The sequence below is a fragment of the Rhodococcus ruitaii genome (assembly GCF_055230935.1).
Map to the genome: position 1 here is coordinate 62,696 of NZ_JBUYWC010000011.1, position 21,959 is coordinate 84,654.

A 21,959-nucleotide genomic window follows, 5' to 3' on the forward strand; every position below is an offset into this window, starting at 1 on the left:
GCGGATCGAGAACGCTGCCCGATTCGCCTACCGTATGCGCCACCATGTCCTCGACATGGGCGAAGCCCAGGGACAGGGTTACGTCGGACAGGCGCTCGGTGCCGCCGACATCTTCGCTGCCGTCTACTCCGACCGCCTGCGCTACCGACCCGAGGACCCCCACTGGGAGGAACGCGACCGCTTCCTTCTCTCCACCGGGCATTACGCCATCGGCCTGTATGCCGCGCTCGCCGAAGCCGACATCGTGCCAGTTTCGGAACTCGAAACCTACGGCTCCGACGACTCCCGGCTCCCGATGTCCGGAATGGCCACCTACACGCCAGGGATGGAAATCTCCGGCGGATCCCTCGGCCACGGACTCACCGTCGCCGTCGGCATGGCACTCGGTCTGAGACTGCAGAATTCTCGGTCACGCGTGTTCAATTTTCTTTCCGACGGTGAACTCGACGAAGGCTCCACCTGGGAAGCCGTCATGGGAGCCCATCACCACCGCCTCGGCAACCTGATCGCCATGGTCGACATGAATGCGCTCCAGGCCGATGGGCCCACCGAAAGCGTTCTCGGAATCGAGCCCGTCCACGACAAATGGACTGCCGCCGGATGGAACGTCCAGCGCGTCGACGGTAACGACCCCGCAGCCTTGTCGCGAGCGTTCGACTCCGCCTGCGCCGCCGCGCAACCCATCGGCACCCCGTCTGTGATCATTTGCGACACCAAGATCGGCTACGGAGTTCCGCTGCTCGAAAACCGCGAAAAAGCCCACTTCATGCGTATCGACGAAAACGAGTGGAGCATCTGCCGTCAGCAATTGACCGACCGCTTCACCGAGACCGCGTATCTACAGGAAAATGAGGTTCAGGCATGACCGCCACTTCCCCGAAGCTCAAGACTTCGGCGATGATCGCATCGTTCGTCGACCCCGGCCAGCGCACTACATCTGCACCGTTCGGACACGCGCTGGTACAGGCGGCCGAGAGCAACGACAAGATCGTCGGGCTGAGCGCCGACCTCGCGAAGTACACAGATATGCACATCTTCGCGCAAGCCTTCCCCGACCGGTTCTTCCAGATGGGCATGGCCGAGCAATTGCTCCTCGGCGCGTCCGCCGGCATGGCCGAGACAGGGTTGATCCCGTTCGCGTCCACATATTCGGTGTTCGCTGCGCGCCGCGCTTACGACTTCCTGTGCCTCGACATCGCCGAGCCGAACCTCAATGTCAATATCGTCGGCGGCCTCCCCGGCCTGACTACCGGCTACGGCCCAAGCCATCAAGCCACCGAAGACATCGCGATCTTCCGCGGCATGCCGAACCTGACGATCGTCGACCCCTGCGATTCGATCGACATCGAACAGGCCGTTCCGCAACTCGCTGCGTCGGACGGGCCGACCTACCTGCGGTTGCTGCGTGGCCAGGTCGCCACCGTGCTCGATGAGTACGACTACACATTCGAACTCGGCAAAGCGAAAGTGATTCGGCCCGGCAACGACGTGGTCCTCGTGTCCAGCGGGCTCATGACGATGCGGGCACTTCACGCCGCGACCAACCTCGAAAGGCACAACGTCGATGTCGCCGTCGTCCATACCCCGACGATCAAACCGTTCGACGCCGCCACCGTTCTCGCCCAGCTCGACACTCCGCGGCTTGCGTTCACCCTCGAGAACCACACCAAGATCGGTGGGCTGTTCGAAACCGTCGCTGCGGCAATTGTCGAACGCGGACTCGGCAAGAAGGTAGGGTCGATCTCGCTGCCCGACCAGTTCCTCGACGCCGGAGCGCTCCCGACCCTGCACGAGCGGTACGGACTGTCCACTTCGAGCATCGAAGCTCGCATCCTCAGCGAACTGTAGGTCGACACCACCATGAGGCTGCGGTCCGAGAATCGACGCACCGGTACACTCCCTGTCAACAGCCAGCGGTCAACTGTCTGCAGTGAGGCGTCACCAGCGTCTCTATCGAAAGGAGATCCCACGGTGGGGGAACCCGGCGCACTTCTCGGATTGCAGAAGACCAACCTTCGGCAACAAGCTGTCACCGCGCTGCGTACCGCCATCACCAGCGGCGAACTACGTCCACGCAGCGCACTGGTGGAAACTGAGCTGTCCGAACGACTCCAGATCAGTCGCGGCACACTGCGCGAAGCTCTCCGCCAGCTGCAACAAGAGGGTCTTGTGGTCGTCGGCGCTCGGGGGCGCCTCCACGTCCGGCACCTCGATACGAAAGAGATCGAGGACATCTTCGCCGTTCGCGCGGCGCTCGAAGCCCTCGCAGCATCGACCATCGCAGTGCATCACGATCGAGCGAAAATCATCTCCGAACTGCGTGCGGCGTTGGACCTGATGAGCAAAGCGCCCAAAGACGAGACTCTCGACGATCGCATTGAAGCCGACCTCGACTTCCACCGCCTCCTCTGCCGATCCGCAGACAACGAGACCCTGTTGCACTCATGGACCAACCTTGAAGGGTCGATCCGCATGTCGATCATGTATGCCGGCCGCGAAAAAGCCGTCGGCAATATGGACGCGGACCGCCACCACGAGATGGTCGACGCCATCGACACCGGGGACCTCCACGCTGCCGCACAGGCCGTGCGAACTCACATGGATTGGGCCGCAAGCAATCTTGTTGCCTAGCCTGCGTGGCACGATCAGATGTCGGACGTCGAGCCCTGAATAAGCCTGAATCGTCGGGGAGCGCGTGGTGGCCATTCCATCTGGGTGGGCGCCTGATCCGAGTAGGCGCGCCGAGATCAACTCACGTTTGCCGTACTGGCGTTTATGACCAGGGCGGCGATCACGAGGTCCTGCACGGGAGGTGTGAGGTCCCCGGGATGAAGACCTTCCCTGACCATGCGCTCCGCCCCGGCACGAATAACGCCTCCGAGCAGCCAGGCAGTTAGCTCAACATCGCCGTGTGGGCGAAATTCGCCGCTTCCCATACCGTCCCTGATGACTTTCTCCACGGCCTTCGCGACGGCACCGAAAGGACCCTCTCGATTCTCGATTATTTCCATCGGCACGGTCGGCCCGGGGGTGGGCTCGAGCATCAGGCGGATAGCGCTGTCCGTGAACGCGTACATCAGCTCGTGAATAATCCCCCGCACACGTTCGGTCGCCGACTCTTGGGAGTGGGCAATCACGGTGATCCGTTCCAGCACCGGGCCACTCGCCCGCTCCGCAACAGCGAAGGTGAGCGCCGTCTTGTCAGCTGCATAGTTGTACAGGGTGTTGCGCGCCACACCGGCCCTGGTGGCGATATGGCCGAGGGTGATACTCGCAAAGTCTTGCTCGGTGAGCAGCTCCCTCAACGCATCGGTGATGTCCGTCCACACGCGTTCGTTGTGTTCCTCGAGGCTGGTGGCTTTGATCCTGGGCATGGTCCCAGTATCACCTCGAGCTCGTGGTCATCTTCGCAGGCTCCTGGTAGGCGTTGGCGTTTACTCCCTTGATGCGCTGAGCCAGTCCCAGGCCCTTCACTATCAGGGAACGCGCGGCCGCGACACCTGGCCCCGAGGGCACGAAGAACTGCTGCATGAGTCGAGCCAGACGCAAGTGCATGGTGATAAACGGGCGCATCCCGCGCTCCCACGACGTCAGGGCAGCTTCGAGATCGTCCGGGTCTTCGCGCAATGCCGCTCCCAGCGCGGCGCCGCCGCGCATGGCTGAGGAGGCTCCCATGCCGGAGTAGAGGGTCAGACACCAGGCAGCGTCGCCGACGAGCACGACGCGTCCCGTGTGCCAGGTCGGCATATGGACCTGGTTTGCGGAGTCGAAAAGATAGTCCGGCACCGTCTCCAAGGAATCCAGCGCGTGGCGCACTGCTGGATGCTCCATGCCCGCATACGCGGCGCGCAGGGATTCGATCCGAGGACGCGCGAACTGGCCGTCTATGTCCTTCGTGCGATACGTGAGCAACACAGTGGGGGTTCGATCAGCGAACCCGAAGACCCAGGCAGCGCGACCAGCCTGCGCGTCGATCATGCCGTCTTGCGGCCCGTAGCCCGGAACCTGTTCACCGAGCTCGAAGGCACAGATGATCGAGTTCCACTGCTTGATGTATTGGGAATGCGGGCCGAAGGCCAGCTTCCGCACGGTGGAACGCAAACCGTCCGCACCGACGACCAGTCCGAATTCCTCGTCGTACTCCGTTCCGGTCAGCTCGTCGAACAGGGTGGCGGTGACGGAGTCCTTCCGCTCGATGATCCTCACCGGACCAGTGCCGTAGCGAACCTCGACCGTGGGGGCCTCGACATCGTCGGGATCTCCTTGCAATGTGCGCCAGAGCGCGGCCTCGATGTCCCCACGCACGACCGCATACGGCGCACCGGGCCGGTCGAGGAAGCCTGCCCCAGCAGTGCTGCGGCCTTGCCGGTCGACGTTCCAGTCCGTGCCGTCGCTGGCGTTACGGACATGGAGATGCTCCAGCACCCCCAGTTCGGCAGCAGCCTTCTTGCCCGCGGGGAACACGCCCACGAAGTAACCGCCCGTCCGCCGCTCCGGCGATCGTTCGATGATCACGGGGGTCCAGCCGGCGTCACGCAACCCAATTGCAGCCGACATGCCGGCAATCCCTAGGCCGACCACGAGCGCGCGCTTGTTGCTCCTGTGTTGCATCGTCTCAACCTCTCACTTATGCGACAGTTTGTCGTAAAAAATTATTACGACAAACTGTCGCAAACGCAAGTGACATGGATGTGACGTGCGCCATGAGGCCCGTCGTGCACAGCGAGACACCCGACCTTCTCGGACATCGCCTCACGACCTCACCTCACCGGCACCGGCACCGGCACCGGGCGGCTCGCAGGCCAAGCGTTGTCATGGCAGATCCGAACGAGCACTGGCCGATGTGCCTGTCGCCGCGTTGAACGGTCGGTCCACATCGCCGAACTGGAGGCGGTGTGGTCGACCAGCACGTCACGAGTCGGACTCGCCGGCGATGCCGAACTAACAACGGGATCTTCGTCGCGGCGCTCCTGGCCTTCCCCCATGTTCTATCTGGTCAACCTCGGCAACTCCGCGGTTCTCGTGACGGCGGTCGGTGCCTACCTCGCGTTGGTAATGTCCACTGCCACAGGCGTCGCACCGGTGATGCTCACCGAACTGCGCTACACCGGTGTCTCCACCAGCTACCAGCTGGCCCAAACACTCGGCTCAGGATTGCCCCCGCTCATCGCGGCCTCACCGCTGGCTGCTGCCGGCAGCCACCTGCCCGATCGCCATCTTCCTGATCATGGTCGGGCTCCTCAGCGCATGGGCAGCCAACGCCCTACCCGAACTCAACAAGCGCGATCTGTATACCAGCCGCACCGCATCCGGCACCGCACCATCACTGCCCGAGAAGGAACTCCATACCTGACCAAAGCCAGTCGTCCGCACCTCCGAGATCGGACTCAGGGACTGGCCGAGCCCCTGCCACAACACGTCGCTCGATAGAATCGCGACTGCAAGAATTCTGGGCGGCATCGATGCGAAGAGCGGATTCAGTGACCGATATCAGACGGACGACGGTGATTCTGGATACGCTCGCGGAGAGTAACTCTCCGCTGTCCCTCAGCGAGATATCCTCCCGTACAGGTCTCCCACGATCATCCATCCATCGGATCGTGCAATCGTTGGAACAGGAACTGTATGTCGTTCGAGCGGCCGGCAGGCAGGGATACGCACTGGGTCCGGGGTTGCTGAAGTTCGGACTGAACGCACATCTGGGGCTATTGGCGGCCAATCGCGGAACCTTGATTTCCCTCGCGCGTGCCGTCAACGAGGATGTCGAGCTCGCAGTCTTCAGCGGCCGTGAGGTGGTCGTGGTCGACCAGCTCGCAACAGCGGAGCGGCGCAGGAGTATCACCCGGGTCGGCAAGAGTTTCTCCCTGCACGCGAGTGCAATCGGCCTGTCGCTCCTCGCTCAGCTCCCGGATAAGCGTATTCACGACCTCGTGCCGTCGAGCTTGCGGCAGTTCACGGCGAATACGATCACGGACGTCGGAGCACTACAGCAGCGGATCGTCCAGATCCGCGAATCGCATGTCGCCGTCGACTTCGAAGAACACGACATCGGCATCTGCGCGATCGCGACCGCAATGCCTGGTCCGACTGGTGCCCTGCAATCGATCTGCGTCGTAGTCCCCACACGCCGCATGAAGGCGAAGATGGGGTCCGTGGTCGAGCGACTGAAGGAAATCAATGAATCGATCGAACCCGCACTGGTGCCTACTCAGCTCTCGAACCGTCCGAAAACCTGAAGGGATCGGACCGCCTCGTACTGCAACGTCAGGTGCGCTGTCGTTACGTCGTGGAGCACGAGATCCTCCACACGACATGTTCAAAGACGAACACAGAACAGCACATTCGACTCAGAACTCCAGTTCCACCGCTTCCCTACGTGAGCAATGGCGCCTGCCCGAGCCGGTCCAAGCGATTCCTACGCAGGGCTTTCGAGACGGACTGATGTGAAACAGATTTCAGATGCTGGACCAGGTGCGAACCCAACCGTGACAGGACGGGATCCGCGGTGCCGGGCTCGGAATATTCGGCGACAACGTGGTCGACGATGCCATCACGATGGAGATCCACGGATCGGACCCGTTGGAGGGCAGCCACCTCCGAGGCTCGATCTATGGTACCGAACATGATGACGCTGGCCCCCTCCGGGGGAAGCGGTGCCAACCAGGCGTTCTGTGCGGCGATTACGACGTCCGCGGGCAGAAGTGCCAGCGCGGCGCCACCTGCACCCTGGCCCAGCAGTACCGAAATGGTGGGGACGTCCAACGAGATCAAATCGGCGACGCACCGAGCGATCTCCCCTGCCAGACCGCACTCCTCCGCATCCGGGCTGAGATCGGCACCGGGAGTGTCTATTACCGTGACCAGGGGGAGCGAGAGTTCGGAAGCCAAACGCATTCCCCGACGGGCCGTACGCAGACCAGCCGGCCCGAGAGCGCGAGACGCGGTTTGGAACCGGCGGTCCTGCCCCACAAGCACGCAGGAGGTGTCCCCGATGCGAGCTATTGCCAGCAGCACGCTGGGGTCGCACTCCCCTTCGCCGGTCCCGCGCAGCGGTACCAACTGTTGCGCTACGTGCTCGATCAGCTCGTGGATCCCGGGGCGACCGGAACTACGAGAGACGGTGATCGAGTTCCATGCCTCGATGTCGTCGATGGACTCGACGGGCATCTCACCGACCCTCACCTCGCCACCTTCCTGCGCCGGAGCCAGCAGGTCGAGGACGCGCGCGAGGTATTCATGCGCGTCCTCGACCGGCACGACCGCGTCGATCAGGCCGCATCGGTACAGGTTCTCCGCTGTCTGCACGTCAGCGGGAAAGTCGTGTCCACGGAGCGCGCGATACACACGCGGGCCGAGAAATCCGATGAGAGCTCCCGGCTCGGCAATCGTGATGTTCCCCAGTGATCCCCACGAGGCGAAGACCCCTCCGGTGGTGGGATGGCGCAGGTACACGATGTAAGGCAGATGCGCTGCCTTGTGCGCATTGACCGCCTCGGTGATCCGGATCATCTGAACGAACGCGGGCGTGCCCTCCTGCATCCGCGTGCCACCGGAGACCGGAAGAGCAAGCAAGGGAAGCCCTTCTGCTGTAGCTCGGCGAACAGCTGCCACGATTCGATCCGCGGTACGCAGACCGATGGATCCTCCGAGGAAGCCGAACTCGCCGGCCACGATTGCCATCGGGAAACCCCCGAGGATCGCAGTTCCGGTGGTGATGGCCTCGTCCAGACCGGTTCGCTCCCGCGCCTGGCGCAGTTCGACGGCATAGCTGTCACCGCCGACCGGCTCCATGATCGGAGCGTCCCAACAGTTCCAGGAGTTCTGATCGACAATCCTGGTGAGCACCTCGGCGGCACTGAAGCGAATCATCGCGGTTCGCCTGCCAGCCAGTCGGCCACCGTCTCGTTGTCCGCACCCAGAACCGGCGGTGCGGCGTGCACCGTCCGAGTCGACTCGACACCGTCGAGAGTGAAGAAGCGCAGCGGGGGGCCGGGCAGCGTCAGACGACCCAGGGTGTCGTGCTCGACATCGATCATCAGACCCTGGGATCGTGTCTGTTCCCAGTCGTAGACCTCGTCGATCGACCGGATCCTCCCGGCTGGCACACCGATCTCGTCGAGGCGCGCGAGGAGCTGCTCCATCTCGTACTGTGCGAACACCGATTCGACGAGTTCGTTGACGGCTTTGCGATTGTCGACACGCTCGGGATTCGTCGCCATGCCTTCGGTGTCGGCGTCCAGGCCGAACCCGTCGCACAGGCGCTGCCACAGGCCTTCGCTGCCCACTGCGATCTGCACTGCGCCGTCAGCGCAGCGGAACAACCCGTAGGGGCAGATGGAGGGGTGGTGGTTGCCCTGCGCCCGACCGACCTGTCCCCCGACAGTCCACTTGGTGCCCTGGAATCCGTGGACGCCGACCATTGCCGCGAGCAGCGACGTCCGCACGATCTGGCCTCGACCGGTGCGGCGACGCTCGTGCAGCGCCGCGAGAACGCCGTATGCGCCGTACATTCCAGCGAGCAGATCCGCGACGGGCACACCAACCTTCTGGGGGTCGTCCTGGTCCGAGCCCGTGACCGACATCAACCCGGCCTCACCCTGTGCGATCTGGTCGTATCCGGATCGCCCTCCCTCCGGGCCGTCGTGTCCGAAGCCACTGATGGACAACACGATCAGGAGGGGGTTGAGCTCGAGCAATCGCTCGGCAGAGAATCCCAGCCGGTCGAGTACCCCGGTGCGGAAGTTCTCCAGGAGAATATCGGACCGCTGGATCAACGCCTCCAGCGTGTCGCGACCCGACCGGCTCTTCAAATCCAGGGAGACGGACTTCTTGTTGCGATTCGCAGACAGGAAATAGGTCGACTCGCGACTGCCTTCTGCCGGCTGGACGAAGGGCGGGCCCCATCCACGGGTGTCGTCACCACCGTTCGGCGTCTCGACCTTGACGATGTCGGCGCCGAGGTCGCCGAGCATCATCGCAGCGTGCGGGCCGGCCAGTGCCCGGGTCAGGTCCGTGACGACGATTCCGTCCAACGGTCCTCGGGCGAATTCTTGGGAGGGAGGGGCAAGCATGGAGTACCACCAGACGATGTGCGGGTAAGGCGGGCAGACAGCAGGATTATCCGAGGACGGCAGCGCCCGGTCCGGTCGATGACGATTGCCCGGACCGCGGCTGTCGGTCCTGTTCGAGAGTGCGCGGGCTCCGGTCGCGGCGGGTTACCGCGTTCCTCCGATAGGAGTACGCAACACGCCGAGTTTGTCGACCTCGACCTCGACGACATCTCCGTCGTTGAGCAGCCACGCCGGCTTCCGGACGTAGCCCACACCCTCGGGAGTGCCCGTCGCGATGACATCGCCCGGGTTCAGCGTCATGGTCCGGCTCACCAACGACAGCACCTCGCCGACCTCGAAGATCATCGACTTGGTGCTGGCGTCCTGCACGACGGTGCCGTTGACGCGGGTCTGTAGTCGCAGGCCGTCCCGCAGGTCGCCGACCTCGTCAGCGGTGACCAGCGGTCCCATCGGACCGCTCTTGTCGCCGTTCTTGCCCAGCGTCCACTGTGCGGTCAGTTTCTGCGCCTTCCTCGCGGTGAGGTCGTTGAATGTCGAGTACCCCAGCACGGCCTTGCGCGCGGTCTCCGGGTCGGCGTCGACGAGGTGCGCACCCACGTACGCCGCGATCTCGCCTTCCCAGTCCAATCCGGCCTCGTTGGCCGGGACGGGCACGGCAACGCCGCCGACACTCAGTGAAGCGGTCCACCGACCGAACAGGGTGGGGTACTCCGGAGTCGTGAAGCCGCCCTCGTTGGCGTGGGCGTGATAGTTGAGTCCGACGCACAGGATTCGTGCCGTGTCCGGCACCAGCGGAACCTCCGTCACCGCGTCGAGCGGCAGGGCTGTGCTGTCGTCGGCCGCATTCTTCTGCTCGATGTAGCGCTGCGGATCCGACCAGAAGACCGACTTCTCCGCCAGAACGATCACCCGGTTGTCGACTACGCGAGCAACGTTGACTCCCGAACCCTCCGAGTCACGGATTCCAATCAGTTTCATAAGTGCTTTCTCTTCTTTCGGTGACCAATGTGCATCGTGCGAAATCAGGTGGATTCAGTGCATAGCCAAGAACACGAAGCCATGCGATGACCACACGGTAGGAAGTCGCGGCCGCCGAAGGAAGACTCTTGTCCCGATTTTCGGGACAGTGACCTTCTCGATACTCCCCCTTCGGGCCTACCGTGTCCTCGAGTTCATCGGACTCCCAGTCCCAACCCAAGCCTGCCGAGAGTCTGAACTGGATCGAACAATCCACTTTTTCAACGTCTTTCGAGAGGACAACCACCGTGTCCGAACTGTACGAGGCACCCGCAACGGCAACCCGGATGCTGGTGACCGCAATGGGCCTGATCGACACCTTCACCCCGTTGCAGCGCGAGCAGGCCGTCATCGACGACCTGAACGACCCCCGGCGGTTGAACTGGGACATCATCCCCAAGCCGGACCGCACCGGCATCCCGCTGCACCAACTCGACCGCCACCAGAAGGTCCTCGTCTGGGATCTGATCCGGCAGGCCGTCCCCCTGCGCACCTTCACCAAGATCCTCGCGATTCCGCCCCTCGAGCACGTGCTGCGCGACTACGAACACCAGTACCTGGGACCGGCCCTGCAAACCTGGCGCACCTCGGACTCGTACTTTCTCACCTTCTTCGGCCGGCCGGGCTTCGAAGACACCTGGACGCTGCGGTTCCTGGGGCATCATGTCTGCGTCAACGTGACGATCATCGACGAACGGTGGGTTGCCGCAACACCCATGGCGCTCGGTGCGCAACCAACCGAGTACGATGGCGTGCTCAAACCACTGGCGGACGACGAGGGCTTCGCGTTCGACCTTCTCGGGAGCCTCGACGAGGAACAACTCGGCCAGGCCGTCATCCATGACGTCTCCCCGGCAGACTTCGTTACTCGACAGGTCCCGCAAGTCGGTGCCTACGAGTACCCCGACCACTACGACCTCGGCATGCCGGGCTACTCCATCACCGATGCCGACCGCGTGGCACTGAAGTTCACTCGGGAGACCCCGTCCGGCATCAGCGGCGCCAAGCTCACCGACGAGCAGCAGCAGATACTGCTGACGCTGGTCGACTGTTACCTCGATCGACTGCCCCAGGAGGCGGCCGAACGGCATCGCCGGCAGCTCCGCGAGGACGGCATCGACCAGATCCACTTCGCCTGGGCCGGATCCATGAAACGCGGTGTCCCACACTACTTCCGCGTTCAGACTGCGCGGTACCTGATCGAGGCGGTCAACTCCGTCGGCGGCGGCAACCACCTGCACACCGTGCTGCGGGACTTCGACAACGACTTCGGGTTCGACACCCTCGCCTCCCAGGCCGGCACCGACGGGAAGTGGGGTAAGATCCACCTGCTCAGCCGTTCGATCTCCAGCGCCACCGCCGACCCGAATCTCGAGCCCTGAGCCGATGTAGTTCGAGACACGTTCCTGCTGTGCGGAGTCGACCAATGACGTCGCAGCCCCATCCGAACCCGTAGGCAGCATCCGTTCACAGTCGCCGCGCCGTTCGTGTGGCGACATCCCCGAGGTCACGGGATACGCGCCGACTTATCCGGGCCCCTGCTGCGACGGCGGGATGGGGAAGGCATCCGCCGGGGCGCGGGCACCGACGAGGCTCAGCGCTTCTGCCACACGTTCGTCTGCGTCCGCGATCCGGGCCGTGCGTGGCTCTCGGTGACCGCCAGGATGAACCCGCAGATCAAAGCGGCGATCACCGGGATCAACGAGGAGGCATGGACGGCCGCGGGCGGTCCGCCACCCTCAGCCGTCGCCTGACCATCAGCCCTGCACGGCACGACCGAGGACACCAGTGGAAAGGCCGGGCGAACCGGCGACCCACCTCTGCCCGAATGCGATGCAATGATCTACGACCTCGAATCCGCAATCCACCGCCCCCAAGGCTGGAGCTGGCCCGGATTTCGAGTGCTGTTCCTGCTCTGGTTGTCCGGCCCCAGCGACGCTAAGCGAGTGGCCGCCCTCTCCGGCATGAGTCGCGCTGCGGTATCTGCGCTGGTGAACACGCTCGAGCGAGATGGCCTCGTTGCCCGGCGCAGGTCGGATCGCGATCGCCGCGCCGTCGAACTCAGCCTCACCGCAGCCGGAATCGACGCAATCACCAGCACATATGCTTCGCATAACAAGCGTGAACAGACCTGGGTCAGTGTGTTGACCGACTCCGAACAGACCACCCTCATCGGACTCCTCGAGAAGCTCGCCACCGCCTCGTCCGAGATGGGCATGCGAACGCGTTGACGATGCACAAACAGGACCATGAAGACCCGCAGCGGATTCGTGGGCCGGATAGCCGGGTGCGGACGGTTTCGGTTCTCGACCGACTACGCGCGGTAGGCACGGCCGCCTCGACCGTCCGCACCAGCCTCAGTTGAGGCGGTAGATGGACTTCAACTGCTGGTAGGAAGCTAAGCCCTCGGGGCCGAACTCGCGGCCGATTCCGCTGGACTTGATCCCGCCGAACGGTGCTGTGAGTTCCGGACCGTAGCCGTTGATTCCGATCGTCCCCGTCTGCACTGCCGATGCAACGGTCAGCGCGCGGTCGTCGTCGGAAGACCAGACACTACCGCCGAGACCGTACTCGGAGTCGCTCGCAATACGGACCGCGTCCTCGTCGCCATCATGCGGGATCACGGTCAGCACCGGGCCGAAGATCTCCTCTCGCGCGACGGTGGCCGAGTTGTCGAGATCTGCAAATAACGTCGGCTTGACGAACCAACCTCGATCGAGACCGTCGGGGCGACCCCCACCACCGACGACGACCCGAGCACCCTCTCGGGTTCCGATGTCGATGTAGTTCGAGACACGTTCCTGCTGTGCGGAGTTGGCCAACGGGCCGATCAACGTCGACTCGTCCAGCGAATCGCCCACGGTCGCGCTCTGCATCAACGCGGCGAACACATCGACGACCTCGCTGTAACGCGACCGGGGTGCAAGGATCCGAGTACCCAGGTAACAGACCTGCCCGTTGTTGGCCAGCGTGCTACCGAACAGCGATTGACCGATCTTGCCGAGATCGAGGTCCGCATCGTCGAGAATGATCGCGGCGGACTTGCCGCCGAGCTCGAGCGTCACGGGTCGCAGGAGTTTCGCGCAGGCCTGCGCGACCGCCCGGCCGCCTCCGGTCGACCCGGTGAACGCAACCTTGTCCACACCGGGATGAGCGACCAGGTACGCACCCAGCTCACGACCACCGGGCAGCACACTGATGATGCCCTCCGGAACACCAGCGGCCTCCGCGGCCTCCGCGGCCAAGTACGCGTCGAGCACGGTACCCGGCGAAGGCTTGATCACCACAGCGCAGCCCGCGGCGAGGGCAGGAGCCAGCTTGGTCATTGTCAACGACTGCGGCACATTCCACGGCACGATCGCCGCAACGACTCCGATCGGCTGGCGACGGACGATCGTGGACGCGACGAACGTCCCTTCGCGGATCTCCTCGGCGGGCTGGGCCCGAATCAACCCAGCGTAGTAACGCAGCAGGATAGGAGGAATCGGGCCCTCCATCTGCCGAGCGATGGAGATCGGCATCCCGTTCTGCTGGGAGATCACAGTGCATATCTCCTCGCTTCGCTTCTCGTACTCGTCGGCGAACCGCTCGAGTACGTCAGCACGGCGCGCCGGCTCCCAGTTCGCCCATCCCTGAGGATCGTCGAACGCACGACGCGCGGCCGCAACAGCAGCGTCGACATCCGCGCCGACGGCCTCCGGGACTGAGCCGATCGGATCCTCCGTACTCGCGGACAGCACCTCGATCCGCGAACTCCCGGCAGGCGCTGCCCAGCGACCCCCGATGAAGAGTGAAGAATGGTCGATTGTCATCAGTGTCCACTTCCTTGAAAGGGCACGCGCAGTGCGCGCCTTCGAATGGGGAGCTATGCGGAACTCACGCCGGTGACGCTGCCGCAGATTCGTCGGGCGACACCGTGCCGAGCAGATGGACGCCCGCCTTGCTGCTACGAACGGGGGACTCGCCCCGCTCCACGTTGAGCGGGTCGCGGCCGGCCTCGACGTCATCGATCGCCTGGCTCAGGAGCCGCCGCAGCATCACGACACCCTTGTCTGCGGTGACGAGGGTTTCTTCGGAGTGCTGAGTGATGGGGCCCTGCGAAAGCTGGGCTTCCGCGTCGCCGGGATAGCGCTGGAGTTCTTCCTCGGTCATCTCGAACGGGAACTTCCCGTTCTGCTTGATCCCGAGGAGGAGTCGGAGGAGCCGGTCGATGCCGGTGGCGCGAGTCACCATGAATGCGCGAAACGACGTGTCGTCCGACGGGACGAAGTACACGAGGGCATCGGGCTTACCGACCTCCACCTTCACGAAGTCCGGGAGGACAAGAAGGTTCGGCAGGTGCGCTTCCGCACAGGAGTCGAGCTCGAGGACGGTCCCGTCCTCGGCCTCCCTCTCCATCAGCTGCTGGTAGTACACACCGTAATCCGTACGTTCCCACGTCAGTGTGTCCATGATCGTGTAGGGGTCGAATGTCGAAACGGGCAGCCCGTCCGGCTCACCGACCCCTTCGAACTGCTGTCCGCTGTGATGGTAGTGCAGCCAGGTGGCATGCGTGGTGTCCATGCCGTTCTCGTACGCCTGCAACCAGTTGCATTCAGTCAGTGCACCGAGCACCTCGAACCCCGGAGCAGGGATCGAGGAGAAGTACGATTCGCCCGGCCCGAGGTCGTCCATGAACTCGTAGCGCGGCAGTTCCGGCTTGAGCTCCGATGGGCCCATGTAGACGTACACCAGGCCGTACCGCTCCTCGACCGGGTACCACGGTTGACGAGCGGCGTCACGACGGCGACCGAGGCCGGGCTCACACGCCTGCTCCAGGCAGTGGCCCTGCACATCGAACTTCCAGCCGTGATAGCAACACCGAATTCCGTCTTCCTCGATGCGCCCGTAGAACAGGCTGCTGCCTCGGTGTGCGCACCGTTCGAACACCACACCGGCGCGGCCACTGCCATCACGGAACACGATCAGGTCCTCGCCCAGCACCTTCGCGCGGTGCGGCAGCTCACTGGTCAGCGCTTCCGAACTGGCGATCGGTTGCCAGTACCGGCGAAGCGTCTCCCCCATCGGCGTACCGGGACCCACCTCGGTCAGCCGGGCGTTGTGCGAAGACCGGGGCCGCCCGTAGCCGGTTCCGGTGTCCAGGTCGGTTGATACGGAAGTCATTGAAGTTCCTTTCGATTCGGTCCAACGGCCGGCTACGCCGGGGATGCGCCCGGTGCGGGCATAGATACAAACGGGTTACTGGCAAGGGTTTCCTTGCTCACTGTGTCGGGCTCGAGCACTTCGGCGCGAAGGAAATCGACCACAACCGAAGTGGCTGTCTCGGAATAGCGCGGGGTCAGATCGAACTCGTGGTCCTGGCCCGCGAACAGATGGATCTCACTGCGTGCCCCGACGTTCGTGAGTGCCGTGAACAGGTCGAAGCCGGCGGTCGGGGGAATGAACCGGTCACCCGCCCCGTGCAGCAGGATCGTGGGCGGAAAGCCCGGCCCGATGTGGGCGAGCGGGCTCGCGGACTCCGCCTGCTCCGGAGTGGCTTCCGGCCCGAACAGCATCTGTGCCGGAAGCTGACCGGGCGCCGGCGTCGCCGACACCGCCGAAGGCGGGAAGTACGCCGCCACAGCCGCGGGCTTCGCCGCCCCCTCAAGTGCTCCTGCGGCGATCAGAGCAAGCTGAGCCCCTGCACTGTGTCCCTGCACCACAATGCGAGTCCCCGCCCCGCCGAGCAGGTCGAGATTGCTGTTGGCCCATTGGATCGCAGCCTGCGCATCGTCACACGGCGCAGGCCATGGTGCGGCGTCCAGCAACCGGTACCCGACCGCCACTGCTGTCACACCACGGGCTGCGAGCAGCCGGCAGCGGGCATGCACACCGGACCGGTCACCCTGCGCGAAGGCTCCGCCATGGAACACCAATACCGCAAGCCCGAGGTTGCGAGACGGCGCTGCCGGGAATACATCCAAGCGCTGGCGGTCGTGACCGCCGGGAACATAGTCGTACGAAGTGAAGTCAGTCATTGTCAACCGATCTCTGCCGCGCGAAGACGAGGAATGACCTCTCGCCCGAACAGCTCGTGGTTGCGACGCAATTCGGGCTCGTCGAAGATGTTGAAGGTCGCCAAGAAGTGCTCGGCTCCGAGGAGCGTGCACTGCCGGATGATCTCGTCTGCCACCTGCTGGGGCGTTCCGTAGATCAACTCGTCCTTGGTCAGCGGAGCCTCGTGCGCATCAGGCAGCCGCATCGACTCGCCACTGAACCTGAACAACTCTACCGCGCCATTCTTGATGTCGGCTGCAGCGCGTTCCACGTCAGCCTCATCCTCGACGAGCGAGATCGCACGCCGAATACCGACCTGGTCCGGACCTGTGGGATTGCCCGCATTCGCAGCAGCTTCTTGATACGCCTCGAACGCCGGGACGAGATCCTCCGCGTTCTTGAACCCGCTACACATCTTGAGGCCCCGTTCACCGGCACGACGCGCGGACTCTTCACTGGTTGCCGCAGTCCAGACAGCAGGATCGGGTTGAAAGAAGCCGGGCGTGATGCAAATCCCGTCGAACTCGAAGTGTTCACCCCTGTGGGACACCACTTGCTTTGCAATCGCGTCTTTCAGGACCTTGATCGTCTCGGCATGAATCTCGGCGGCTTCTTTCGGCGCGATGCCGACGAGCGCGAGCTCCGGTGGAATCCCGCTGACAACGCCCATCTCCAGACGCCCCCCGGTCAAATGGTCGAGCATCGCGAACTCCTCGGCAACCCGCCACGGTGTGGTGTACGCAGACACCGTGCCGAGGACACCCAAACGTAGGGTGGACGTGTGCGCTGCAAGGTTTGCAATCACGAGGTTCGGAGAAGGGCTGTAGCCGGGGCCGAAGTGGTGCTCACTGAAGAAGATTCCCTCCCACCCGAGAGCCTCGTCATCGACCCACAGATCGAGATAGGAGTGAAACTGGTCCCGTACCTCGGCCGGGTTCTCCCGACGGTACGGATCATGAATGGCATTGAAGAATTCGAATACCCACGGCTTGATCACGTTGCACCACTTTCATTGTCCTGTAGTCGATTGCATGGTCATGCGGCCTTGATCGGCGCGGGCGCCGCTGGATGATTCACTCAGATCACTTGGCCGACGCAAAGCTCAGATCGTCAACTCGGTCTCAACCTCGATGAGCGCGGGCTTTCCGCTTGCCAACGCCGCCTTGAACGCGACCGAGAGGTCGTCAACCGTGTTCACCGCCGTCGCGGCCACCCCGTATCCCTCCGCAATCTTGACGAAGTCGATTCCGGGCACGTCCATTCCAGGAACCTCGCCCGTCCCGAGCACCCCGGCGAACCAACGTAGGGCACCGTACGTTCCGTTCTTCAGCACGACCACGATGACCGGGATCTCATAGTTCGCTGCGGTCCAGAGCGCTGTGATGCCGTAGTTCGCCGATCCGTCGCCGATGACTCCGACAACTTGACGTTGCGGGTCGGCCAGCTGCGCACCGACCGCGGCGGGAAGGCCGAACCCCAGTCCGCCTCCGGCACCGATGAATACGCTTCCGGGCTCCGAAGCGTCCAGCTGCGACCAGAACTCCGACATCGTCGATGTGGATTCCGCAACCCATACTGCGTCGGCCGGGGCCAGGGATCGCAGTTCCCTGAACAGGTGTCCCGGGTTGACCACCTCGCCTGAGAGCGCAGGAAGGGTGAATTCTGGCAGCGCAGGTAGGGGTTCACGCCGACCGGGCTTCACCGTGTCCGCGAGTCTGGTGAGCGTGTCGGGGATGTCCGCAACATAGGCTTCCCCGGCCGGCGCACGGGTGGCCTCCGCAGGGTCACACGTCACGTGCAACAGCCGCACTCCGGGTGCCACGAAGTCGCCCGGGTCGAACTGGTGGTAGCGGAACACTGGGGCTCCGATCACCAGGACCACGTCGTGACCGTCCAGCGCGGTCGCCAGCGACCGTACCGACGCCGGCAAGATACCCCGGAAACTCGGATGTCGGGTAGGAAATGGGAGGCGGGGAGGAACTGGGGCCACCCACACCGGGCCGCGAGTGCCCCGGCAAGCCTCACCGCTTCCCCGTTCGCTTCCGCTGCGTCCACGTCGGGACCCAGGACGATGACCGGGTTGTCCGCCGCGTCGAGCGCCGATACCAATTCGTCCAGCTGCGCCGCGCTGAGGCAGCCTCCCGCGGAACTCCTGCGGCTGAGTAGGTGCGATGACTCAGGACTGGCTTCGCGGCCCCAGTCGTCGTAGGGAATCGACACGAACACCGGTCCCTTGGCCGGTAGGTTGGCCGTGTGAACGGCCTGGCTGATTGCACGAGGCACGTCTTGCGCCGAGGCCGGTTCACAGCTCCACTTCACCAACGGGCGCGCCAGGTTCTCGGGCTCGACGATCGCGAGCAGCGGCTCGGACCCGACAGTGCTGCGAACCTGCTGGCCCGCGGTGATCACGAGGGGGCTGTGCGAGTTGACCGAGTTGGTGAGTACACCCATCGCGTTGCCTGTTCCCGCGGCGGCATGGAGATTGACCATGGCCGTCCGACCGGTCACCTGGGCGTATCCGTCCGCCATGGCCAGAACGGCACCCTCGTGGAGCCCGAGAATGTATCGGAAGTCATCGGGAAGCCCGGCGAGAAATGGAAGCTCGTTGGATCCCGGATTACCGAAGATCGTCGTCAATCCGTGCACGCGGAGTAGGTCGTAGGTAATATCTCGCACACTCGTCATCGAACGGTCATCCTTGTCGCGGTCGGGTACGCAAGCGCGGGATCGCGCTCGCTGGTTCTCGAGGTATGGGGTGCGCTCGGCACGGCGGTCACGACCATCAGAGGTCGAGTTCGATTGTTGGGCTGAGGGATCGGGTTCAGCGGACAGCAACTTGACGACGCACTCGCCGCAAATCCCCTGATGACACGAACGGCAGTCCCCTCCTCGGGCTGACCGAGTGCCTGATGCATGCCGAGTCGCTGCTCGGCAGCACCGTCGTCGAAATGCAGGACAACGCGAGGATGGTCTCGAAGCAACTCCGCGAAGGACACGTCCGCTGCGGAGCGCACACAGTACTGCAGGACGTAGTCGCCACCCGTGGCGTCGAGGTGCTTCGCCATCGACAGCAGCGGTGTGATGCCGATCCCGCCGGCAAACAGCAGGTGCCGGTCAGCGGATGAGACGCGGAAGTTGCTACGGGGTGGCGATATCGTGACCGTGTCGCCGACCTCGGGTCGTTCGAGATACAGGTCGATGTGCGCACCGTCCTCGTGGTCGGAAAAGCCGCACTTATCGGCGGGCTGGAGGTCGAGCACGACAACACGCTCAGTGGTCATCGCTCGACCGACGATGACGGCATTCAACAACGCTGACACTGGTCTACCTGCCTGAAATCATGTGGTACAAATCATCGAGTGCGTTCGCACGTGACCACCATCGCATGCACCGAACGACGGTCGACGAAACAATCACCGGGATTCCGCAGGACGCAAACGCTCAGGTCCTCGCCTCGCCGATACCGACATACCGAACCGACGACTGCGCTCCCCTACCCCACGTCCGGTGTCATCGACGAACAGAACCACGCACCGGCCCGGAGGTCCCGGGACACCTTTCATCTCACAGAGGAGAACATCATGGCCGATCTGGATAGCAAGGTAGCCATCGTCACCGGCGGAGGACGCGGCATCGGCCGCGCCCATTCGCTCGCCCTGGCGCGCGCCGGCGCACGCGTGGTCGTCAACGACCTCGGAGGCGAGTTCAACGGCGATGGAGCGGCCGACAGTGAGCCTGCGCAAACCGTGGTAGACGAGATCGTCGCCGACGGCAGAAAAGCTCTGGCCGACAACACAGATATCTCCGACTGGGACGCAGTGGAGGGAATCGTCACGAAGGCGGTCGACACGTTCGGCCGACTCGATATCATTGTCAACAACGCCGGCGTGGTTCGTGGCTTCGGCAGCATCGACTCCATCACCCGGCACGACTGGGAACGCTCCATCGCCGTCTCCCTGACCGGTACCGCCGCGCTGACCCACTGGGCAGCGGCGCACTGGCGCAAGGAAGGCCCGGAGAACGGCCGCCGGGTCGTCGATACCGCGTCCAGCGTCGGACTCTCACCACGGCCTGGCAATCCGGCGTACGTCGCGGGTAAGGCCGGGGTGGCCGGTCTGACCATCGCCTCGGCGATCGAACTCGCCGAACTCGGCGTTCGGGTCAACGGAATCGCGCCGGTCGCCAGGAGCCGCATCAGCCAGACGATCAGCAGCGAGCTGATGCGCCCGGTGGAGGGAGGATTCGACCGGATGGACCCGGATCATTCCGCGCGACTCGCGCTGTACCTGGCCTCACCTCGATGCCGATTCACCGGCCGAGTGTTCGGCGTCGTGGGTGACGGCGTGACCCTGTACGAGGGGTGGACGGCCTCGCATCATGTCGACAACAGCGAGCAGGCGTGGACCTTGGACGCGCTCGAGGAAGCCCTGTCCGGTCTTCCCTCCCAGCATCACGGAAAGACGCAGGGACTGACGGGTATCGATCCCTACATCGTGCCCCCGGAGACCGCTGTCGACCAGTTGGCCGGAACAACATAGAGCAACGCCCGGGGTTACCTCCGAATCACCACAACCCGGTGGTGTACTTGCAGATCACTCCGATCCGCAAGTTCACCACCGGGTTGAGATTGTCGGCTACGCCGGAACGATCGTCACCGGAAGTTCGTCGAAGCCACGCAGGAAGTTGTTGAGCATGACACGGGGTTCGCCCGCAAACTCGATCGACTTCACGCGGCGCGCAAATGTCGCGAGCAGGGCATCTGCCTCGAGGCGGGCGAGAGGCGCACCGACGCACTGGTGAATTCCCCTGCCCAGCGCAACGTGTCCACTGGCATCGCGCGTGATATCGAATTGATCCGCGGTCTCGCCCCACCGGTCCGGATCCCGGTTCGCCGCACCGAGCACCAGCATGATCTTCTGTCCTTCTCGCACTGCGACGCCCTCGATCTCGGTGTCGGCTTCGGGGGTGCGGAACAACTGCCGCACCGTCGATGTGTGTCGCAAGGTCTCGTCGAAGGCGAACTTGCCCAGGTTCGGCTGGTCACGCAACAGCGCCCACTGGTGCTGGTTGGCAGTCAGCAGGTAGAGGGTGTTCGCCAGGCTGTGAATGGTGGTGTCGATTCCGGCGCCGATCAACGACCGCACCAGGTTGGGCGCCTGGTCCTCGGTCAGCTCACCCCGATCGACCGCCTCCCAGATCAGTCCTCCGAAGCTGTGCTCCGCAACCTTCTCTCGCTGGCAGCTTTCCCCGACCCAGGCGATCGCAGGCAGCAGATCACCCATCTCTTCCAGCGCCCGCTTCGCGCGAGGGGTCTTCGGGCCCATGTTCTCGAAGAGCCACTTGCTGTATCGCAGCAGATTCTCCCGGCCCTCCTGCTGTACGCCCATCACCGCATCGGGAATGACCTTGAGCGGGTATGCTTCGGCGAACTCGACCTGCGCGTCGAATGTTCGAAGATCGAGGAGTCGATCCACGATTTCCTCCGCCGACGCCTGGAACTGTTGACGCATCTTGCGCAAATTGCGAGGCGAGATCACTGATGTCATCACGGCCTTGATAGCAGTGTGGCTCGGCGGATCGTTCTCCTGGAGCAGTCCCGGCTCGCGGAAGTTCTCCGTCTTCTTCAGGTCAAGAATTCCACCGCCCCGACTGTTCACGAACATGTCGGGGTTCTCGAAGACAGACATCACGGTCGAGTAGCGACCGATCGCAACCAGATCGAAACCCTCGCTCTGCTGCACCTTCACAACGGGGCCTGCATCCCGGACTGCGCGATGGTAGTGGTCCGGATCTCGCAGAACATCGTCGGAGAACGGATCGAAATCCAAGGCGGGC

20 protein-coding genes and 1 pseudogene are annotated in these 21,959 nt (G+C 63.8%); 8 read left to right on the top strand and 13 right to left on the bottom strand.

What is annotated here, in order from left to right:
- Positions 1-34: 34 nt before the first annotated feature.
- The 3 genes from ACZI8W_RS15720 (at position 35) to ACZI8W_RS15730 (ending at position 2,631) form a co-directional block, all read left to right on the top strand.
- Positions 35-865: a transketolase gene (locus ACZI8W_RS15720; protein WP_463369573.1), complete on the top strand. Its 831-nt coding sequence runs from the start codon at positions 35-37 to the stop codon at positions 863-865.
- Complete coding sequence (locus tag ACZI8W_RS15725) at positions 862-1,848, top strand: transketolase family protein (protein WP_463369432.1); 987 nt, start codon at positions 862-864, stop codon at positions 1,846-1,848. Before ACZI8W_RS15720 ends, ACZI8W_RS15725 begins: the two co-directional genes overlap by 4 nt.
- Positions 1,849-1,971: 123 nt before the next feature.
- Entirely contained in the window at positions 1,972-2,631 is a 660-nt protein-coding gene (locus ACZI8W_RS15730; protein ID WP_463369433.1) for a GntR family transcriptional regulator, read from the top strand.
- A gap of 116 nt (positions 2,632-2,747) precedes the next feature.
- Here the strand turns inward: ACZI8W_RS15730 and ACZI8W_RS15735 are convergent, their stop codons facing one another.
- Both ACZI8W_RS15735 and ACZI8W_RS15740 read right to left on the bottom strand, forming a co-directional pair.
- Positions 2,748-3,374, bottom strand: a complete 627-nt coding sequence (locus ACZI8W_RS15735; protein WP_463369434.1) for a TetR/AcrR family transcriptional regulator — start codon at positions 3,372-3,374, stop codon at positions 2,748-2,750.
- 10 nt (positions 3,375-3,384) lie between these two features.
- Positions 3,385-4,611 carry an FAD-dependent monooxygenase gene (locus ACZI8W_RS15740; RefSeq protein WP_463369435.1) on the bottom strand — a complete coding sequence of 409 codons (1,227 nt, stop codon included), beginning with the start codon at positions 4,609-4,611 and terminating at the stop codon, positions 3,385-3,387.
- A gap of 499 nt (positions 4,612-5,110) precedes the next feature.
- Here ACZI8W_RS15740 and ACZI8W_RS15745 point away from each other — a divergent pair, with 499 nt between their 5' ends.
- Positions 5,111-5,353, top strand: coding sequence for a hypothetical protein (locus ACZI8W_RS15745; protein ID WP_463369436.1), 243 nt, complete (start codon positions 5,111-5,113; stop codon positions 5,351-5,353).
- Positions 5,354-5,462: 109 nt separating this feature from the next.
- Complete coding sequence (locus ACZI8W_RS15750; protein WP_463369437.1) at positions 5,463-6,236, top strand: IclR family transcriptional regulator; 774 nt, start codon at positions 5,463-5,465, stop codon at positions 6,234-6,236.
- Positions 6,237-6,372: 136 nt separating this feature from the next.
- Here the strand turns inward: ACZI8W_RS15750 and ACZI8W_RS15755 are convergent, their stop codons facing one another.
- The 3 genes from ACZI8W_RS15755 to ACZI8W_RS15765 all read right to left on the bottom strand — a co-directional run bounded on the left by ACZI8W_RS15755 (position 6,373) and on the right by ACZI8W_RS15765 (position 10,049).
- Positions 6,373-7,869 carry a carboxyl transferase domain-containing protein gene (locus tag ACZI8W_RS15755; RefSeq protein WP_463369438.1) on the bottom strand — a complete coding sequence of 499 codons (1,497 nt, stop codon included), beginning with the start codon at positions 7,867-7,869 and terminating at the stop codon, positions 6,373-6,375.
- Positions 7,866-9,071, bottom strand: a complete 1,206-nt coding sequence (locus ACZI8W_RS15760) for a CaiB/BaiF CoA transferase family protein (RefSeq protein ID WP_463369439.1) — start codon at positions 9,069-9,071, stop codon at positions 7,866-7,868. The genes ACZI8W_RS15755 and ACZI8W_RS15760 overlap by 4 nt, the downstream gene beginning before the upstream one ends.
- Before the next feature lie 144 nt (positions 9,072-9,215).
- A complete protein-coding gene (locus ACZI8W_RS15765; RefSeq protein ID WP_463369440.1) occupies positions 9,216-10,049 on the bottom strand; it encodes a fumarylacetoacetate hydrolase family protein in 834 nt (277 codons plus the stop codon).
- 287 nt (positions 10,050-10,336) lie between these two features.
- On the opposite strand from ACZI8W_RS15765, the gene ACZI8W_RS15770 reads away from it, so the two are divergent.
- Together ACZI8W_RS15770 and ACZI8W_RS15775 are read left to right on the top strand one after the other, a co-directional pair.
- Positions 10,337-11,470, top strand: coding sequence for a DUF3500 domain-containing protein (locus ACZI8W_RS15770; protein ID WP_463369441.1), 1,134 nt, complete (start codon positions 10,337-10,339; stop codon positions 11,468-11,470).
- A 453-nt stretch (positions 11,471-11,923) separates the two neighbouring features.
- Positions 11,924-12,319, top strand: a pseudogene (locus ACZI8W_RS15775) (MarR family winged helix-turn-helix transcriptional regulator); the annotation flags it as partial.
- A 126-nt stretch (positions 12,320-12,445) separates the two neighbouring features.
- Here the strand turns inward: ACZI8W_RS15775 and ACZI8W_RS15780 are convergent.
- The 7 genes from ACZI8W_RS15780 to ACZI8W_RS15810 form a co-directional block, all read right to left on the bottom strand.
- On the bottom strand, positions 12,446-13,900 hold the full coding sequence (locus ACZI8W_RS15780; protein ID WP_463369442.1) for an aldehyde dehydrogenase: 1,455 nt from the start codon (positions 13,898-13,900) through the stop codon (positions 12,446-12,448).
- 64 nt (positions 13,901-13,964) lie between these two features.
- Positions 13,965-15,251, bottom strand: a complete 1,287-nt coding sequence (locus tag ACZI8W_RS15785) for a Rieske 2Fe-2S domain-containing protein (protein ID WP_463369443.1) — start codon at positions 15,249-15,251, stop codon at positions 13,965-13,967.
- Positions 15,252-15,283: 32 nt separating this feature from the next.
- A complete protein-coding gene (locus ACZI8W_RS15790) occupies positions 15,284-16,105 on the bottom strand; it encodes an alpha/beta hydrolase (RefSeq protein WP_463369444.1) in 822 nt (273 codons plus the stop codon).
- A 2-nt stretch (positions 16,106-16,107) separates the two neighbouring features.
- Positions 16,108-17,121: an LLM class flavin-dependent oxidoreductase gene (locus ACZI8W_RS15795; protein WP_463369445.1), complete on the bottom strand. Its 1,014-nt coding sequence runs from the start codon at positions 17,119-17,121 to the stop codon at positions 16,108-16,110.
- Between the two features lie 105 nt (positions 17,122-17,226).
- Complete coding sequence (locus ACZI8W_RS15800) at positions 17,227-18,054, bottom strand: thiamine pyrophosphate-dependent enzyme (RefSeq protein WP_463369446.1); 828 nt, start codon at positions 18,052-18,054, stop codon at positions 17,227-17,229.
- Positions 17,994-18,809 carry a thiamine pyrophosphate-binding protein gene (locus tag ACZI8W_RS15805; RefSeq protein WP_463369447.1) on the bottom strand — a complete coding sequence of 272 codons (816 nt, stop codon included), beginning with the start codon at positions 18,807-18,809 and terminating at the stop codon, positions 17,994-17,996. Before ACZI8W_RS15805 ends, ACZI8W_RS15800 begins: the two co-directional genes overlap by 61 nt.
- Entirely contained in the window at positions 18,806-19,444 is a 639-nt protein-coding gene (locus tag ACZI8W_RS15810) for a ferredoxin reductase domain-containing protein (protein WP_463369448.1), read from the bottom strand. The genes ACZI8W_RS15805 and ACZI8W_RS15810 overlap by 4 nt, the downstream gene beginning before the upstream one ends.
- 261 nt (positions 19,445-19,705) lie before the next feature.
- On the opposite strand from ACZI8W_RS15810, the gene ACZI8W_RS15815 reads away from it, so the two are divergent.
- Complete coding sequence (locus ACZI8W_RS15815; RefSeq protein ID WP_463369449.1) at positions 19,706-20,662, top strand: SDR family NAD(P)-dependent oxidoreductase; 957 nt, start codon at positions 19,706-19,708, stop codon at positions 20,660-20,662.
- A gap of 96 nt (positions 20,663-20,758) precedes the next feature.
- On the opposite strand, the gene ACZI8W_RS15820 is transcribed toward ACZI8W_RS15815, so the two are convergent.
- Positions 20,759-21,952: a cytochrome P450 gene (locus ACZI8W_RS15820; protein ID WP_463369450.1), complete on the bottom strand. Its 1,194-nt coding sequence runs from the start codon at positions 21,950-21,952 to the stop codon at positions 20,759-20,761.
- Positions 21,953-21,959: the final 7 nt, after the last annotated feature.

Excerpts from the sequence above, each read along its gene's own strand:
- ACZI8W_RS15785 (WP_463369443.1), bottom strand. The coding sequence starts at position 15,251 with ATGACTTCCGTATCAACCGACCTGGACACCGGAACCGGCTACGGGCGG.
- ACZI8W_RS15720 (WP_463369573.1), top strand. The coding sequence starts at position 35 with ATGCGCCACCATGTCCTCGACATGGGCGAAGCCCAGGGACAGGGTTAC.
- ACZI8W_RS15765 (WP_463369440.1), bottom strand. The coding sequence starts at position 10,049 with ATGAAACTGATTGGAATCCGTGACTCGGAGGGTTCGGGAGTCAACGTT.
- ACZI8W_RS15815 (WP_463369449.1), top strand. The coding sequence starts at position 19,706 with ATGGCCGATCTGGATAGCAAGGTAGCCATCGTCACCGGCGGAGGACGC.
- ACZI8W_RS15750 (WP_463369437.1), top strand. The coding sequence starts at position 5,463 with ATGCGAAGAGCGGATTCAGTGACCGATATCAGACGGACGACGGTGATT.
- ACZI8W_RS15760 (WP_463369439.1), bottom strand. The coding sequence starts at position 9,071 with ATGCTTGCCCCTCCCTCCCAAGAATTCGCCCGAGGACCGTTGGACGGA.
- ACZI8W_RS15755 (WP_463369438.1), bottom strand. The coding sequence starts at position 7,869 with ATGATTCGCTTCAGTGCCGCCGAGGTGCTCACCAGGATTGTCGATCAG.
- ACZI8W_RS15740 (WP_463369435.1), bottom strand. The coding sequence starts at position 4,611 with ATGCAACACAGGAGCAACAAGCGCGCGCTCGTGGTCGGCCTAGGGATT.
- ACZI8W_RS15805 (WP_463369447.1), bottom strand. The coding sequence starts at position 18,809 with ATGACGAGTGTGCGAGATATTACCTACGACCTACTCCGCGTGCACGGA.
- ACZI8W_RS15735 (WP_463369434.1), bottom strand. The coding sequence starts at position 3,374 with ATGCCCAGGATCAAAGCCACCAGCCTCGAGGAACACAACGAACGCGTG.
- ACZI8W_RS15790 (WP_463369444.1), bottom strand. The coding sequence starts at position 16,105 with ATGACTGACTTCACTTCGTACGACTATGTTCCCGGCGGTCACGACCGC.
- ACZI8W_RS15725 (WP_463369432.1), top strand. The coding sequence starts at position 862 with ATGACCGCCACTTCCCCGAAGCTCAAGACTTCGGCGATGATCGCATCG.
- ACZI8W_RS15780 (WP_463369442.1), bottom strand. The coding sequence starts at position 13,900 with ATGACAATCGACCATTCTTCACTCTTCATCGGGGGTCGCTGGGCAGCG.